The organism is Lysobacter changpingensis (genome assembly GCF_017308985.1).
Classification (GTDB): Bacteria; Pseudomonadota; Gammaproteobacteria; order Xanthomonadales; family Xanthomonadaceae; genus Lysobacter_J; species Lysobacter_J changpingensis.
This window is the reverse complement of the sequence record NZ_JADWPE010000001.1, coordinates 185,083-199,640: the sequence shown is the minus strand read 5'-3', so window position 1 is coordinate 199,640 and position 14,558 is coordinate 185,083. Positions and strand designations below refer to the sequence as shown.

The 14,558-nt window shown below is 66.9% G+C and carries 13 protein-coding genes; 9 read left to right on the top strand and 4 right to left on the bottom strand.

Annotated features, from left to right (window positions below; translation table 11 throughout):
- Window positions 1-21: 21 nt before the first annotated feature.
- The 9 genes from rpsA to I4U41_RS00815 all read left to right on the top strand — a co-directional run bounded on the left by rpsA (window position 22) and on the right by I4U41_RS00815 (window position 9,240).
- Window positions 22-1,710 (top strand): 30S ribosomal protein S1, encoded by a 1,689-nt coding sequence (gene rpsA, locus I4U41_RS00855; protein ID WP_206858851.1) that lies wholly within the window; start codon window positions 22-24, stop codon window positions 1,708-1,710.
- An 81-nt stretch (window positions 1,711-1,791) separates the two neighbouring features.
- Window positions 1,792-2,124 carry an integration host factor subunit beta gene (locus tag I4U41_RS00850; RefSeq protein WP_320415126.1) on the top strand — a complete coding sequence of 111 codons (333 nt, stop codon included), beginning with the start codon at window positions 1,792-1,794 and terminating at the stop codon, window positions 2,122-2,124.
- A gap of 114 nt (window positions 2,125-2,238) precedes the next feature.
- Window positions 2,239-2,502: a lipopolysaccharide assembly protein LapA domain-containing protein gene (locus tag I4U41_RS00845; RefSeq protein ID WP_206858849.1), complete on the top strand. Its 264-nt coding sequence runs from the start codon at window positions 2,239-2,241 to the stop codon at window positions 2,500-2,502.
- Window positions 2,503-2,505: 3 nt separating this feature from the next.
- Window positions 2,506-3,684, top strand: coding sequence for a lipopolysaccharide assembly protein LapB (lapB, locus tag I4U41_RS00840; protein WP_206858848.1), 1,179 nt, complete (start codon window positions 2,506-2,508; stop codon window positions 3,682-3,684).
- 4 nt (window positions 3,685-3,688) lie between these two features.
- The gene (locus I4U41_RS00835) at window positions 3,689-4,657 is read left to right on the top strand and encodes an MraY family glycosyltransferase (protein WP_206858847.1); all 969 of its coding nucleotides are present in this window, start codon (window positions 3,689-3,691) and stop codon (window positions 4,655-4,657) included.
- Between the two features lie 41 nt (window positions 4,658-4,698).
- On the top strand, window positions 4,699-6,609 hold the full coding sequence (locus I4U41_RS00830) for a polysaccharide biosynthesis protein (protein ID WP_206858846.1): 1,911 nt from the start codon (window positions 4,699-4,701) through the stop codon (window positions 6,607-6,609).
- The gene (galU, locus tag I4U41_RS00825; RefSeq protein WP_206858845.1) at window positions 6,609-7,508 is read left to right on the top strand and encodes a UTP--glucose-1-phosphate uridylyltransferase GalU; all 900 of its coding nucleotides are present in this window, start codon (window positions 6,609-6,611) and stop codon (window positions 7,506-7,508) included. Before I4U41_RS00830 ends, galU begins: the two co-directional genes overlap by 1 nt.
- A 98-nt stretch (window positions 7,509-7,606) precedes the next feature.
- The gene (locus I4U41_RS00820; protein WP_206858844.1) at window positions 7,607-8,908 is read left to right on the top strand and encodes an NAD(P)/FAD-dependent oxidoreductase; all 1,302 of its coding nucleotides are present in this window, start codon (window positions 7,607-7,609) and stop codon (window positions 8,906-8,908) included.
- Complete coding sequence (locus I4U41_RS00815) at window positions 8,905-9,240, top strand: tRNA-binding protein (protein ID WP_206858842.1); 336 nt, start codon at window positions 8,905-8,907, stop codon at window positions 9,238-9,240. The genes I4U41_RS00820 and I4U41_RS00815 overlap by 4 nt, the downstream gene beginning before the upstream one ends.
- Window positions 9,241-9,298: 58 nt before the next feature.
- Here I4U41_RS00815 and I4U41_RS00810 read toward each other — a convergent pair whose 3' ends face one another.
- The 4 genes from I4U41_RS00810 to I4U41_RS00795 all read right to left on the bottom strand — a co-directional run bounded on the left by I4U41_RS00810 (window position 9,299) and on the right by I4U41_RS00795 (window position 14,340).
- Window positions 9,299-9,751 carry an outer membrane lipoprotein gene (locus I4U41_RS00810; RefSeq protein ID WP_206858840.1) on the bottom strand — a complete coding sequence of 151 codons (453 nt, stop codon included), beginning with the start codon at window positions 9,749-9,751 and terminating at the stop codon, window positions 9,299-9,301.
- A 215-nt stretch (window positions 9,752-9,966) separates the two neighbouring features.
- The gene (locus I4U41_RS00805) at window positions 9,967-11,175 is read right to left on the bottom strand and encodes an acetyl-CoA C-acyltransferase (protein ID WP_206858833.1); all 1,209 of its coding nucleotides are present in this window, start codon (window positions 11,173-11,175) and stop codon (window positions 9,967-9,969) included.
- A 117-nt stretch (window positions 11,176-11,292) separates the two neighbouring features.
- On the bottom strand, window positions 11,293-13,668 hold the full coding sequence (locus I4U41_RS00800) for a 3-hydroxyacyl-CoA dehydrogenase/enoyl-CoA hydratase family protein (RefSeq protein ID WP_206858831.1): 2,376 nt from the start codon (window positions 13,666-13,668) through the stop codon (window positions 11,293-11,295).
- A 51-nt stretch (window positions 13,669-13,719) separates the two neighbouring features.
- Entirely contained in the window at window positions 13,720-14,340 is a 621-nt protein-coding gene (locus I4U41_RS00795; protein ID WP_115840501.1) for a TetR/AcrR family transcriptional regulator, read from the bottom strand.
- Window positions 14,341-14,558 lie beyond the last annotated feature (218 nt).

The window sequence follows — 14,558 nt, the reverse complement described above, 5'->3', positions numbered from 1 at the left end:
TTCAACCGAGTATTTTTTCCAATGACCGAATCATTTGCCGAACTGTTTGAACAGAGCCAGACCAACCTGGCCAAGCTGAAGCCGGGCGCCATCGTCACCGGCGTCGTCGTGGAAGTCCGCGGCGACGTGGTGGTGATCAACGCCGGCCTGAAGTCCGAAGGCATCGTGCCGATCGAACAGTTCCGGAACGACGCCGGTGAAATCGACGTGGGCGTGGGCGACGAAGTCAAGGTCGCGCTCGACTCGATCGAGAACGGCTTCGGCGAGACCGTCCTGTCGCGCGAGAAGGCCAAGCGCGCCATGGTGTGGGACGAACTCGAGCAGGCGCTCGAGAAGAACGAGACCATCACCGGCCGCATCAGCGGCAAGGTCAAGGGCGGCTTCACCGTCGACATCAAGGACGTGCGCGGCTTCCTGCCGGGCTCGCTGGTCGACGTGCGCCCGGTGCGCGACTCGGCCTACCTCGAAGGCAAGGAACTCGAGTTCAAGCTCATCAAGCTCGATCGCAAGCGCAACAACATCGTCGTCTCCCGCCGTGCGGTGGTCGAGAGCGAGTACAGCGTCGAGCGCGAGCAGCTGCTCGAGAAGCTGCAGGAAGGCGCGATCCTCAAGGGCGTCGTCAAGAACCTCACCGATTACGGTGCGTTCGTCGACCTCGGCGGCATCGACGGCCTGCTGCACATCACCGACATGGCGTGGAAGCGCGTGCGTCACCCGTCCGAAGTCGTGGAAGTCGGCCAGGAGCTGGACGTCCGCGTGCTCAAGTACGACCGCGAGCGCAACCGCGTCAGCCTCGGCCTGAAGCAGCTGGGCGAGGATCCGTGGGACAACATCGCCCGTCGCTACCCGGCCAACACCCGCGTGTTCGGCAAGGTCTCCAACGTCACCGATTACGGTGCGTTCGTCGAGATCGAGCCGGGCGTGGAAGGCCTGGTGCACGTGTCCGAGATGGACTGGACCAACAAGAACGTCAACCCGTCGAAGATCGTGCAGGTCGGCGACGAGGTTCAGGTCATGGTCCTGGACGTCGACGAGGAGCGTCGCCGCATCTCGCTGGGCATGAAGCAGGTCACCAGCAATCCGTGGGAAACCTTCGCCGCCATCCACAAGAAGGGCGACAAGGTGTCGGGCCAGATCAAGTCGATCACCGACTTCGGCATCTTCATCGGCCTGGACGGCGGCATCGATGGCCTGGTGCACCTGTCCGACCTCAGCTGGAACACCACCGGCGAGGACGTGGTCCGCAACTTCAAGAAGGGCGACACGCTGGAAGCCGTCGTCCTGGCCGTGGACCCGGAACGCGAGCGCATCAGCCTGGGCGTCAAGCAGCTTGAGCAGGACCCGATGGGCCAGTACGTGGCGTCCAACGCCAAGGGCTCGATCGTCCGCGGCAAGGTGAAGGAAGTCGACGCCAAGGGCGCGACCGTCGAACTGGACAATGGCGTGGAGGGCTACATCGCCGCCCGCGACATCGCCAAGGAGCGCGTCGAGGACGCTTCGCAGTACCTGAAGGTCGGCCAGGAAATCGAAGCCAAGATCATCGGCACGGACCGCAAGGGCCGTTCGATGCAGCTGTCGATCAAGGCCAAGGACGAGGCGGAGCAGCAGGAAGCGCTGGCCGATTACAACCGTGCTTCGGCCGAAGCCTCCAGCGGCACCACCAAGCTGGGCGCGCTGCTGCGCGAGCAGCTGGGCAACAAGTCCGAGTAACAACCGCTGTAGCGTTGTACCCGAAGGCGGTCCGGTTCGTCCGGACCGCCTTCGATATGCGAGAGCCTCGCAACTGTCCGCATCCGTGCGGCGTTTCACTCCCGAGCGTGCATGACCAAGTCCGAACTTATCGAGATCCTCTCCCAGCGTCAGGCCCACCTGAAGGGCGAGGACGTGGATCTGGCGGTGAAGGCGCTCCTGGAAATGATGGGCGGCTCGCTCGCCACCGGGGAGCGGATCGAGATCCGCGGCTTCGGCAGTTTTTCGCTGCACTACCGTCCGCCGCGCCTGGGTCGCAATCCCAAGACCGGCGAGTCCGTCGCGCTGCCCGGCAAGCACGTTCCGCACTTCAAGCCCGGCAAGGAGCTGCGCGAGCGCGTGAGCGGCGTGGTGCCCATGGACGAGGCCGATTGACGGCCCGCGGCGCGCGCGATTCGTGCGACCGCATCGTCCCTTCTTTGAACCTCTGGACCTGCGAACGAGGTCCGTTAAGCTAAAGCAGACCACAGCGGTCCGATGGAGGCCGTCATGCGCCTGCTCCGTTTCCTGATCGCGATCGCGTGCCTGGCGGCAGGCGCCATCGTCGGCGCGTTGAATCGCGCACCGGTCGTGGTCGATCTTGGATTCTCGCGGCTGCCGACCAACCTCGGCGTGTCGCTGCTCGTCGCGCTGCTGCTGGGCGTGCTGATTGGCGGCCTTGCGATCAGCGCCAGCGTGGTCCTTCCCATGCGCCGTCGGCTGGCGCGCGCGCAACGCCAGGGTGCGACGATCGCGCCCCCTTCCGGAAGTTGATGCATGGCTTTCATCAGTGAGTGGTTCTGGTTCTTCCTCCTGCTGCCCATCGCGGCCGTCAGCGGCTGGATCATCGGCCGTCGTGGCGGCGAGCGACACAGCGACACGCAGGTCAGCCGGTTGTCGACGACCTACTTCCGTGGCCTGAATTACCTGCTCAACGAACAGCCCGACAAGGCGATCGAGCTGTTCCTGCACATCGCCGAACTCGACAAGGACACCTTCGAGACGCAGGTCGCGCTCGGCCATCTGTTCCGCCGTCGTGGCGAAGTGGATCGCGCGATCCGCCTGCACCAGGCGCTCGTGCAGCGTCCCGGCCTGAGCGACCAGCAGCGGGTGCAGGCGCTGCTCGCGCTGGGCGAGGACTACATGCGCTCGGGCCTGCTCGATCGCGCCGAAACCGTGTTTTCTGATCTGGTCGCACTCGACATGCGCGCGCCGCTCGCGCTGCGCCATCTCATCGGCATCTACCAGTCCGAACGCGACTGGGACAAGGCCATCGAGAACGCGCGTCGCTACGAGGAAGCCACCGGCGAGCCGATGGGCAAGCTCATCGCGCAGTTCGAATGCGAGCTCGCCGACCGCCACCGTGCCGCCGGCGAAACCGATGCCGCGCGCGAAGCGGTCAAGCGCGCGTACGAGGCCGACGCGAACTCCGTGCGCGCGGGCATGATCGAAGGCCGCCTGGAAGTGGATGCCGGTAACGACGCCGGCGCGATCCGCGCCTTCGAACGCGTGGCGCGCGTCGACCCCGACTACCTGCCGGAAATCCTGCCGGCTCTGCTGGACTGCTACGCGCGCGTCGGCGACGCGACCGGTGCGCGTGCGTTCCTCGCCGAGATGACCGAACACTATCGCGGCATCGCGCCGGTGCTCGCGCTCACGCGCATGGTCGAAGGCGAGGAGGGCGTTCCGGCGGCGCGTGCGTATCTTGCGCGCCAGCTGAAGGATCGCCCCTCCGTGCGTGGCGAAGCGGCGCTGATCGACCTGACCCTGGCCGAAGGCGCCGATCCGGCCGCGACGCTGCACGACCTCAAACACATCACCGACCAGTTGCTGGTGCGCAACCCGAGCTACCGCTGCAACCGTTGCGGCTTCGGCGCGCGCAGCCATCACTGGCAGTGCCCGAGCTGCAAGGAGTGGGGCACGATCAAGCCGCTGCTCAATTACGCAGTGGTCTGATCGCATGCTCGAATGGCTGGCGGTGCACTTCTGCATCGGCGTCGCGGGCACGTGGCTCGCACGCCGTTATGCCCTCAGGCAATCGTTGATCGACCAGCCGGGCGAACGGCGCAGCCACAGCGTGGCGACGCCGCGCGGCGGTGGCATCGCGATCGTCATTGCCTTGCTGGTCGCGGCGGTCGCGCTCGGCCTGCGACAGCCGGCGCAGGCGCCGCTGATGCTGGCCTTCGGCGTGGGCCTGCTGATGGTCGCGGGCATCGGCTGGGTGGACGACCATCGGCCGCTCTCGCCGTGGCTCCGCCTCGGCGTGCACGTGGTCGCGTCGGGGCTGTTCGCGCTGGTCGTCGGCGACCTGTACGACTCGGTGTGGCTTGCGCTTGCGGCCTTCGTCGCCACGCTGGTGCTGACCAACGTCTGGAACTTCATGGACGGAATCAACGGCCTGGCCGCGAGCCAGGCGCTGATCGCCGCCGTGGGGCTGGCGTGGCTGGCCGGCGGCGCATGGGGCCTGCTCGCGTTGGCGCTGGCGGCGGCCTGCGCGGGGTTCCTGCCGTTCAATTTTCCGCGCGCCCGCATCTTCATGGGCGACGTCGGCAGCGGTGCGATCGGGTTCGCGCTGGGCGCGCTGTGCGTCGTGGCCGGCGCCCGGCTGGGTGAGAAATTCGCGCTTGTCCTGCTGCCGGTTTCCGTGTTTCTCGTCGATGCCAGCCTGACCTTGCTGCGCCGTCTCCTGCGGGGCGAACGCTGGTGGACGCCGCATACCCAGCATGCCTACCAGGGGTGGTCCCGTGCGGCCGGTCACGCCCGGGTCACTGCATGCTATGCGGCCGTTTCGCTACTGGTCATAATCGCAAGCTGGGGGGGTGTACCGCGTGATGCGTTCTTCATCGCCGGTACCACGATCGCGTGGTATATGTGCTGCGCTTTTTTTTGGCTGGTCCTGCAGAAGAAGTTTCCGGGCGCAGCTTCCTGATTGAATAACTGGCAGTCTGAAACAAACAAAAGGGGCGAAGGATGAGCTCATGGCGTGATCGGTGGAAGAGCGGCCTGCCGCGCCTCGCGGTGGTCGTGCACGATCTCGCCATGGTGTGGGTCGTCTGGCAGGCGCTGCATCGCCTGCGTTGGGGTATCGAAACCAATGCGCCCGCCATTCCGTTGTGGTCGGCGGAAATCGTGCTGGTGCTCGCCGCGCAGGGGCTGGTCTTCTGGCAGGTCGGCCTGTATCGCGGACTGTGGCGCTTCGCCGGCGTGCCGGATCTGTGGAACATCCTCAAGGCCTCGGTGCTCGGGCTGTTTGCGATCGTCCTCGGCCTGTTCCTCTATAACCGCCTCGGCACCGTGCCGCGGACGGTCCTCGTGCTGTATCCGCTGGTCCTCATGGGCATGCTGGGCGCGCCGCGCCTGCTGTACCGCGCGTGGAAGGACAGCCGCGTCGAATCGGCTTCCAAGTCGTCGGTGCGCATCCTGATCCTCGGTGCCGGTCACGCGGGCGAAGCGCTCGTGCGCGACCTGCGTCGTTCGGGTACCTACCAGCCGGTCGGCTTCCTCGACGATGCCGTGCGCCTGCGCGGCAGCAAGGTGCAGGGCGTGCCGGTGCTCGGGCGCGTGCAGGACGTCGCCGAGATCGCGCGCGAAACCGCGGCGAAGCTGCTGGTGATCGCCATGCCCTCGGCCGATGCCAACGCGCTGCAACGCGTGGTCGTCTCGTGCGAGCGCACCGGTCTTCCGTTCCGCATGGTGCCGAAGCTGCAGGACGTGCTCGAAGGCCGTTCGCTGCCCGGCGAACTGAAGGAAGTGGCGATCGAGGACCTGCTCGGTCGCAAGCCGGTGCTGCCGGACTGGAAGGCGATCCGCGGCTGGCTTGGTGCTCGTTCGGTGCTGGTCACCGGCGCCGGCGGTTCGATCGGTTCGGAACTGTGCCGGCAGTGCGCGCGCCACGGTGCGCGCCGCATCGCGCTGATCGAAGTAGACGAGCTCGCGCTCACCACCACCGAAGCCGCGTTGAAGCGCGATTTCCCCGACGTGGAATACATCGCCATCCTGGGCGACTGTGGCGACCCGGCGGTGATCGCCCACGCGCTCGCACGTGCCGAACCCGATGCCGTCTTCCATGCCGCCGCCTACAAGCAGGTGCCGCTGCTAGAACTGCAATTGCGCGAGGCCGTGCGTAACAACTCGCTGGCGACGGAAACCGTCGCGCGCGCCTGTTGCCAAGCCGACGTCGGCACCTTCGTGCTGATCTCCACCGACAAGGCGGTCGATCCGGTCAACGTGCTCGGTGCGACCAAGCGCCTGGCCGAGATGGCCTGCCAGGCGCTGGCCGGGCAGCACGCGACGCGGTTCGTCACCGTGCGCTTCGGCAACGTGCTGGACTCGGCCGGCAGCGTGGTGCCGCTGTTCCGCGAGCAGATCCGCGCCGGCGGTCCGGTCACCGTGACCGATCCGGAAGTGACCCGCTTCTTCATGACCATTCCGGAAGCCTGCCAGCTGATTCTGCAGGCCTCCGCGCTGGGCACGCACGAAGCCATCTACACGCTCGACATGGGCGAGCCGGTGCCGATCAGGCTGCTCGCCGAACAGATGATCCGCCTCGCCGGCAAGCTGCCGGGCCGCGACATCGCCATCGTCTACACCGGCCTGCGCCCCGGCGAAAAGCTGCACGAAACGCTCTTCCACGCGGACGAGCGGTACCGTCAGACCGCGCACCCGAAGATCCTCCAGGCCGAGCCGCGCGACGTCTCGGCGACGCACCTGGACAACGCCCTTGGGCAGCTGCGCGAAGCCAGCGCCCGGTACGACCTGGACCAGCTCAACCACCTCCTGCGGATGGCCGTCCCTGAATTCCAGCCGGTCGGTACACATCCGGATTACCAGGAATCGGCCACAGTGGTGGCCTTTCCCGCCCGCAACGCCAGGAAGGTTTGATGTCCGCACGTATTCGCAAGGCTGTTTTCCCGGTCGCCGGCCTCGGCACCCGCTTTCTTCCCGCCACCAAGACCGTTCCCAAGGAGATGCTGCCGATCATCGACCGGCCGCTGATCCAGTACGCGGTCGATGAAGCCATCGAGGCCGGTTGCGACACGCTGGTGTTCGTGACCAACCGTTACAAGCACGCCGTCGCCGACTACTTCGACAAGGCCTACGAGCTGGAACAGAAGCTCGAGCGCAGCGGCAAGACCGAACAGCTGGAACTGGTGCGCAACGTGCTGCCCGAAGGCGTGCGTGCCGTGTTCGTCACGCAGGCCGAGGCGCTGGGCCTTGGGCATGCGGTGCTGTGCGCCAAGTCGGTGATCGGCGACGAACCGTTCGCCGTGCTGCTGCCCGACGACCTCATCTGGAATCGTGGCCCCGGCGCGCTCAAGCAGATGGCCGACGCAGCCGAAGCCTCGGGTGCGAGCATGATCGCCGTGCAGGACGTGCCGCGCGAGCAGACCGCCAGCTACGGCATCGTCGCCACCGAGAATTTCGAGAAGCGCCAGGGCCGGATCCGCGCCATCGTCGAGAAGCCCAAGCCCGAAGTCGCGCCGAGCAATCTCGCCGTGGTCGGTCGCTACGTGCTGAATCCGCGCATCTTCTCGTTGCTGGAATCGACTACGCCGGGCGCCGGCGGCGAGATCCAGCTGACCGACGCCATCGCCGCGCTGCTGGAGGAAGAGGCGGTCAATGCCTACCGTTTCCAAGGCACGCGTTTCGATTGCGGCACGCACATCGGCCTGGTGGAGGCGACGATCCGCTACGCGCTGGACCACGAGAAGCTCAGCGACTCGGCACGCCAGCTGATGGCGAACGCGCTGTCCGAACTCGGCGTCGAAGAGCTCAACTGAGCGACGCGCGACCTTCGGGCGCCGCCACTCGGCGCCTTCGCCGCTAGACTTCGGGGAAGCAAGCGGCGTCGTCCCGATCGCCGCCAAGGTTCGATGGCATGAGCGGCCCGGACACCAGTTATTACCTGGCGACCGTTCCCGAGCGCGAACTCGGGTTCGGACCGTTGCGTGGGCCGGTCGCCGCCAGCGTGTGCGTCGTCGGCGGCGGTTTCGCCGGCCTGAACACCGCGCTGGGACTGGCCGAGCGCGGCGTGCGCGACGTGGTGCTTCTCGAATCGGAACGCGTCGGGTTCGGTGCGTCCGGGCGCAACGGCGGTTTCGTGTTCGGCGGTTTCTCGCGCGGCGAGGACAGCCTGCTGCAGGACCTTGGCCCCGAACGCGCGCGCCTACTGTATTCGGGAACGACCGACGCGGTCGAGCTCATCCGCGCGCGTACCGATCGCTACGCCATCGACTGCGATCGCGTCGATGCGGGCGTGCTCTGGGCGAACTGGTTCCGCGACCCGCAGGTGCTGCGCGAGCGCCAGCACCTGCTGGAACAGCAATTCGGCGTCCACTGGGAATGGATGCCGCGCGAGCGCCTGCGTTCGCTCGTGCACACGCAGCGCTATCACGACGGCCTGTTCGAACCCCGGGCGTTCCACTTCCATCCGCTGAAATACGCGCGCGGCATCGCACGCGCCGCGATGGCGCAGGGCGTCGCGATCCACGAACAGACACCGGCCGTCGCGCTGGAGCGTGCCGGCCCCGGCTGGCGCGTGCGCACGCCGGAAGGCGTGGTGGAAGCCGACCTGGTCGTGCTCGCGTGCGGCGGCTACCTCGCCGGATTGCGCGCGGAGGTGGATGCCGGCGTATTGCCGATCGCCACCTACGTGATGGTGACGCAGCCGCTGGGCGCGCGCCTCGACGACGTCATGACCACGCGGGCGGCCGTGTACGACACGCGTTTCGCCTTCGACTACTATCGCCCGCTGCCCGACACGCGCCTGCTGTGGGGCGGTCGCATCTCGGTGCTGGACCGCTCGCCGGCGGAGGTCGAAGCGGTGTTGTACCGCGACATGCTCAAGGTCTTCCCGCAGCTGGACGGCGTACGCATCGATCATGCGTGGTCGGGCCTGATGAGCTACGCGCGCCACCAGATGCCGCAGATCGGCGCGATCGACGACGGGCTGTGGCTGGCGCAGGCGTTCGGTGGCCACGGCGTGGCGCCGACGACGTTCGCGGGCGAGCTTCTGGCCAGTGCGATCGCGAACGGCGATCCGCGCTGGCGCGAACTCAGCGACTACGGGCTGGTGTCGGCGATCAAGCCGGTCGGCTTCGTCGGCGCGCAGTTGAGTTACTGGTGGGCCGAGTTCAAGGACGAGTGGAAGGACCGGGTGGAACGGGCGAGGGCAGGATGAGCGGAACGATCAGCTGGGCGGATTTCGAGAAGGTGATGCTCTGCGCCGGCACGGTGCAGCGGGTGGAGGAGTTCCCCGAGGCGCGCAAGCCGGCGTGGAAGCTCTGGGTCGATTTCGGCCCGCACGGCGTGCGCAAGACGAGTGCACAGGTGAAGCACCTGTATTCGGCGGACGACCTGGTCGGCCGGCAGATCGTGGGCGTGATCAACTTCCCGCCCAAGCAGGTGGGCCCCTTCATTTCGGAATTCCTGCTGACGGGCTTTCCGACGGAGGAGGGCGTGGTCATCACCACGATCGAACGACCGGTACCGAACGGAACGCGCCTGGCCTGAGCGCGGCGTCGTGAAGGAGGCGGCCACCCGGCCGCCCCTTTCGTCATGCGGATGCGCGTTATTTCGCAGGCGTCACGCGGGCTTCTTCGCCGCTTCCCTGGATGAAGACCTTCTGCCCGACGCGCAGGTTGGTCGGCTCCTGCGTGACCGACACGAGCACGCCATTGGTGAGCCGCACGATGATGTCCTGCCCCGGGACGGGTGCCTGGTTGCGCCGCTGCACCGTGCTGCCGGTGACGGCGCCGCCGATGGTGCCGAGGACCATGGCCACGTCGCGTCCGGTGCCGCCGCCGATCAGGCTGCCCACGCCCAGGCCGAGCGCGCCGCCGACCACTGCACCGAGACCTCGCGTCTTGGTGTTGGAAATCTGCACGTCGGTGATCTGTTCGATCACGCCCGAGCGCACCTCCACGGCGCCTTGCATCGAACCGGGCGTGGTCGTCCGGCAAGCGGCGATCGATAGCGAAAACAGCAGGGCCAGCGTGAGGCCGGCGAGATTGCGCAGGGACATGAGCGTTCTCCTTGTCGAAATGACGAACGGAACGAACAAGGGCGCCGCATCCAATGGACGTGCCGACGCCGCGCCGACGCCGCGAACACGACGACGCGCTGCGATGCTGGGCTCAGCTGCGCGACAGGGACGTGAAAATCGCGAGAAGGCGGCCTGACCCGCGAACGAAAAAGGGCAGCCCGGAGGCTGCCCTTTTTTGCTGTCCGCAGGGTGAGTCAGAGGGCTTCGAAAATGCCGGCCGCGCCCATGCCGGTGCCGATGCACATGGTCACCATGCCGTACTTCTGCTGGCGGCGACGCAGGCCGTGCACGATGGTCGCGGTGCGGATCGCACCGGTCGCACCGAGCGGGTGACCCAGCGCGATCGCGCCGCCGAGCGGATTGACCTTCGACGGATCCAGGCCGCTGTCGCGAATGACGGCCAGCGCCTGCGCGGCGAAGGCTTCATTGAGCTCGATCCAGTCCAGCTGGTCCTTCGTCAGGCCCGCCTGCTTGAGCGCCTTCGGGATCGCCGCGATCGGGCCGATGCCCATCACTTCCGGGCGCACGCCGGCGACCGAGAAGCTCACGAAGCGCGCCAGCGGCGTCAGGCCGTAGTCCTTGATCGCCTGCTCGGACGCCAGCAGCACGCCGGCCGCGCCGTCGCTCATCTGCGAGCTGTTGCCCGCGGTGACGCTGCCGCCGAACTGGCCGTTGCGGAACACCGGCTTGAGCTTGGCGAGGCCTTCGATGGACGAATCCGGGCGCGGGCCCTCGTCGATCTCGACGATCGACTTCTTCACGCGCACCGCGTTGCCGGCAAGGTCCGGAATGCGTGAGATCACTTCATACGGCGTGATCTCCGACTTGAACTCGCCGGCCTGGATCGCCGCGATGGCCTTCTGGTGCGAGGCCAGCGCGAAGGCGTCCTGTTCCTCGCGCGAGACCTTCCATTCCTCGGCGACCTTCTCGGCGGTGATGCCCATGCCGTAGGCGATCGCGACGTTCTCGTCCTTCGCGAACACCTGCGGGCTCAGTGCCACCTTGTTGCCCATCATCGGCACCATCGACATCGATTCGGTGCCGCCGGCGAGCATCAGGTCGGCGTTGCCAAGGCGGATCTGGTCGGCCGCCATCGCCACGGCCTGCAGGCCCGACGAGCAGAAACGGTTGATCGTCTGCGCGGCGATGGTGTTCGGCAGGCCGGCGAGCAGCGCGCCGATGCGCGCCACGTTCATGCCTTGCTCGCCCTCGGGCATGGCGCAGCCGATGATCGCGTCGTCGATGCGGCGCAGGTCGATGCCCGGTGCCTGCGCGACCACGGACTTGAGCACGTGGGCGAGCATTTCGTCGGGACGGGTGTTGCGGAACACGCCGCGCGGCGCCTTGCCGACCGGGGTGCGGGTGGCGGCGACGATGTAGGCGTCTTGAACTTGCTTGGTCATGGTTCTTTCCAAAGCGTGATTCGTGATTGGTGATTCGTGATTCGTGGGAAACGGACTTCGTGACGGCCGATGTTGCTTTGCCCAATCACGAATCCCGAATCACGAATCACGGCCGCTTCAGTTACGCAGCGGCTTGCCGGTCTTGAGCATGTGCGCGATGCGTTCCTGCGTCTTGGGCATCTGTGCGAGCGCGACGAAGTGTTCGCGTTCGAGCCTCAGCAGCCATTCCTCGTCGACGATCGCGCCGCGGTCGACTTCACCGCCGCACATCACCGTGGCGATGCGGGTGGCGATCTCGTAGTCGTGCGGCGAGATGAAGCGGCCCTCCAGCATGTTGACCAGCATCATCTTGAAGGTCGCGATGCCGACGTCGCCGGCGACCTGGATGCGGCGCGCGGGCAGGGGCGGGCGGTAGCCGGATTCGGCCAGTGCGCGTGCCTGCGCCTTGGCCACATGCAGCAGTTCGAATGCGTTGAAGACGACCGCATCGCCTTCGCGCGCGAGCTTGAGCTCCTTCGCCTCGAACGCCGACGCCGACACCTTGCCCATCGCGACGCTTTCGAACGCCGTCTTGAGCTGCGCGAACACGTCGCCGCCCGGGACAGCGGCTTCGGAGGCGCGCACCGCGAATTCCTTCAGGCCACCGCCGGCGGGCAGCAGGCCGACGCCCGCTTCGACCAGGCCGATGTAGCTTTCCAGCGCGAACACGGCCTTGGCCGAATGCATCTGGAACTCGCAACCGCCGCCCAGCGCCAGGCCGCGCACGGCCGTGACGACCGGCACCAGCGCGTACTTGATGCGCTGACTGGTGGCCTGGAAGTTGGCGACCATCGCCTCGAAGCCCTTCACGTCGCCCGCCTGCAACAGGCCGAGCGCGCCGGCCAGGTCGGCGCCGGCGGAGAACGGCTCCTTCGGCTGCCAGATCACCAGGCCGGCGAAGTCGCGCTCGGCGATGGTGATGGCTTCCTGCAGGCCGTTGAGCACGTGGTCGTTGACCGTGTGCATCTTGGTCTTGAACGAGACCACGGCGATGTCGTCGCCTTCGTCGGCCCACATGCGGATGCCGTCGTTCTCGAAGACCGTGCGGCCCTGCGAGAACTTCTCACCGAGCAGCGGATCGGGGAAACGCTGGCGTGCATAGACCGGGTTGGACGAGCGGGGCACCTGCGCCTTGCGGGCGGGGCTGAAGCTGCCGTCCTTGTCGTGCACGCCGTCGCGGCCGTCAAACACCCAGTCGGGCAGCGGCGCGCTGCTCATCGCCTTGCCGCCGACGATGTCCTCGGCGATCCAGTCGGCGACCTGCTTCCAGCCGGCCGACTGCCAGGTTTCGAACGGGCCGAGCGACCAGCCGTAGCCCCAGCGCATCGCGAAGTCGATGTCGCGAGCGGTTTCGGCTATGGATTCAAGGTGATACGCGCTGTAGTGGAACGAATCCCTGAAGATCGCCCACAGGAACTGCGCCTGCGGATGCTGGCTCGCACGCAGCGCGGCGAACTTCTTCGCCGGGTCGCGTTCCTTCAGCAGCGCGGCGACCTCGGCGTCCAGTTCGCCCGCCGAGACGCGGTAATCCTGCGCCTTCAGGTCGAGCACGAGGATGTCCTTGCCACGCTTGGTGTACACGCCCGCGCCGGTCTTCTGGCCGAGCGCGCCCTTCTCGATCAACGCCGCCAGCCACTTGGGCGCCTTGAAGTACTGATGCCACGGATCGTCCGGCAGCGTGTCGGCCATCGTCTTGATGACGTGCGCCATCGTGTCCAGGCCGACCACGTCCGCGGTGCGGTACGTCGCCGACTTCGGACGACCGATCGACGGGCCGGTGAGCGCGTCGACCGTGTCGAAGCCCAGGCCGAACTGCTCGGTGTGGTGCATCGCGGCCAGCATCGAGAACACGCCGATGCGGTTGCCGATGAAGTTCGGCGTGTCCTTGGCGATCACCACGCCCTTGCCGAGCGCGGTGGTGAGGAAGGTTTCCAGCGCCGTCAGCACATCGGCGTCGGTGGTCTTGGCCGGGATCAGCTCGGCCAAGTGCATGTAGCGCGGCGGGTTGAAGAAGTGCACGCCGCAGAAGCGGTGGCGCAGCTGCTCGGGCAGCACCTCGGCCAGCTTGTTGATGCCCAGGCCCGAGGTGTTGCTGGCGAGGATCGCGTGTTCGGACACGAAGGGCGCGATCTTCTTGTAGAGGTCCTGCTTCCAGTCCATCCGCTCGGCGATGGCTTCGATGATCAGGTCGCAGTCGCGCAGCTGCTCCAGGCCGGTCTCGTAATTGGCCGGCGTGATGCGTTCGGCGAGCGACTTGCTGGCGAGCGGGGCGGGGCTGAGCTTGGCCAGGTTCGCGATGGCCTTGCCCACGACGCCGTTGGGGTCGCCTTCCTTGGCGGGAAGGTCGAACAGGACGGTGTCGACGCCTGCGTTGGTCAGGTGGGCGGCGATCTGCGCACCCATGACACCGGCGCCCAGCACGGCCACTCGGCGTGCAAGCAGTTTCTTAGGCATGTTATGCAAATCCTTGTTTAACAAGTAATTTGAAGCGTGGGTTTCAACGAATCAGGACTTGAAGCCGGCCGCGGCGAAGCGGATCAGCTCGCGGGCCGCGCGCTCACGATGGGCCGCCTCGGTGACACCGGCGGGTCGCTTGATCAGGCCGAAATCGGCCATCGCGTAGGTCAGCGAACCGGCCAGGAAGTCGAGGCGCCAGTACAGCTCCTCCTTGCTCAGGCCGGGCACGCAGCCGGCGATCGCCTTGGCGAACTCGCGCAGCACGTGGCCGTAGTGGTCGGACAGGAACTTGCGCAGGCGGTCGTTCTTCTCGGCGTAGGCACGGGCGACCACGCGCACGAAGGCGCCGCCGCCGTGGCGGTCCTGCGCCATCGCCAGCGCGGGCTGGACGAACGCGGCCAGGATCGGCTCGAGCTCGCCCGGATGCGTTTCCAGCGCGGTTTTCAGCGCGCCGAGGCGCTGGGCGCTCATGTCGTCCATGCGGCGGCGGAAGACCTCGTTGACGAGGTTCTCCTTGCTGCCGAAGTGGTAGTTCACCGCCGCGATGTTGACGTCGGCGCGGCTGGTGACCTGGCGAAGGGAGGTGCCGGTGAAACCGAACTGGGCGAACAGTTCCTCGGCGGCGCCAAGGATCCGGTCCTTGGTGGAGAAGTGGGCAGTGGTGGCCATGGGTACTGCGTGGGTCCTGCGGCTGCGGTGGCTGAATCAAACGCTTGTTTGATGCTAGTCCGGCGCGGCCTGAACCGTCAACGGACATCGCGCAAAACCCGCCGCCAGACCCTGCAAAAATGCCCAACGATCCGTTAGAATTACCGGAGCCTTGTGGGCTAAACCCGCGTCCGTACGCGGGTTTTTCTGTTATCCTCGGGCGCGAACCCTGGTCAAGT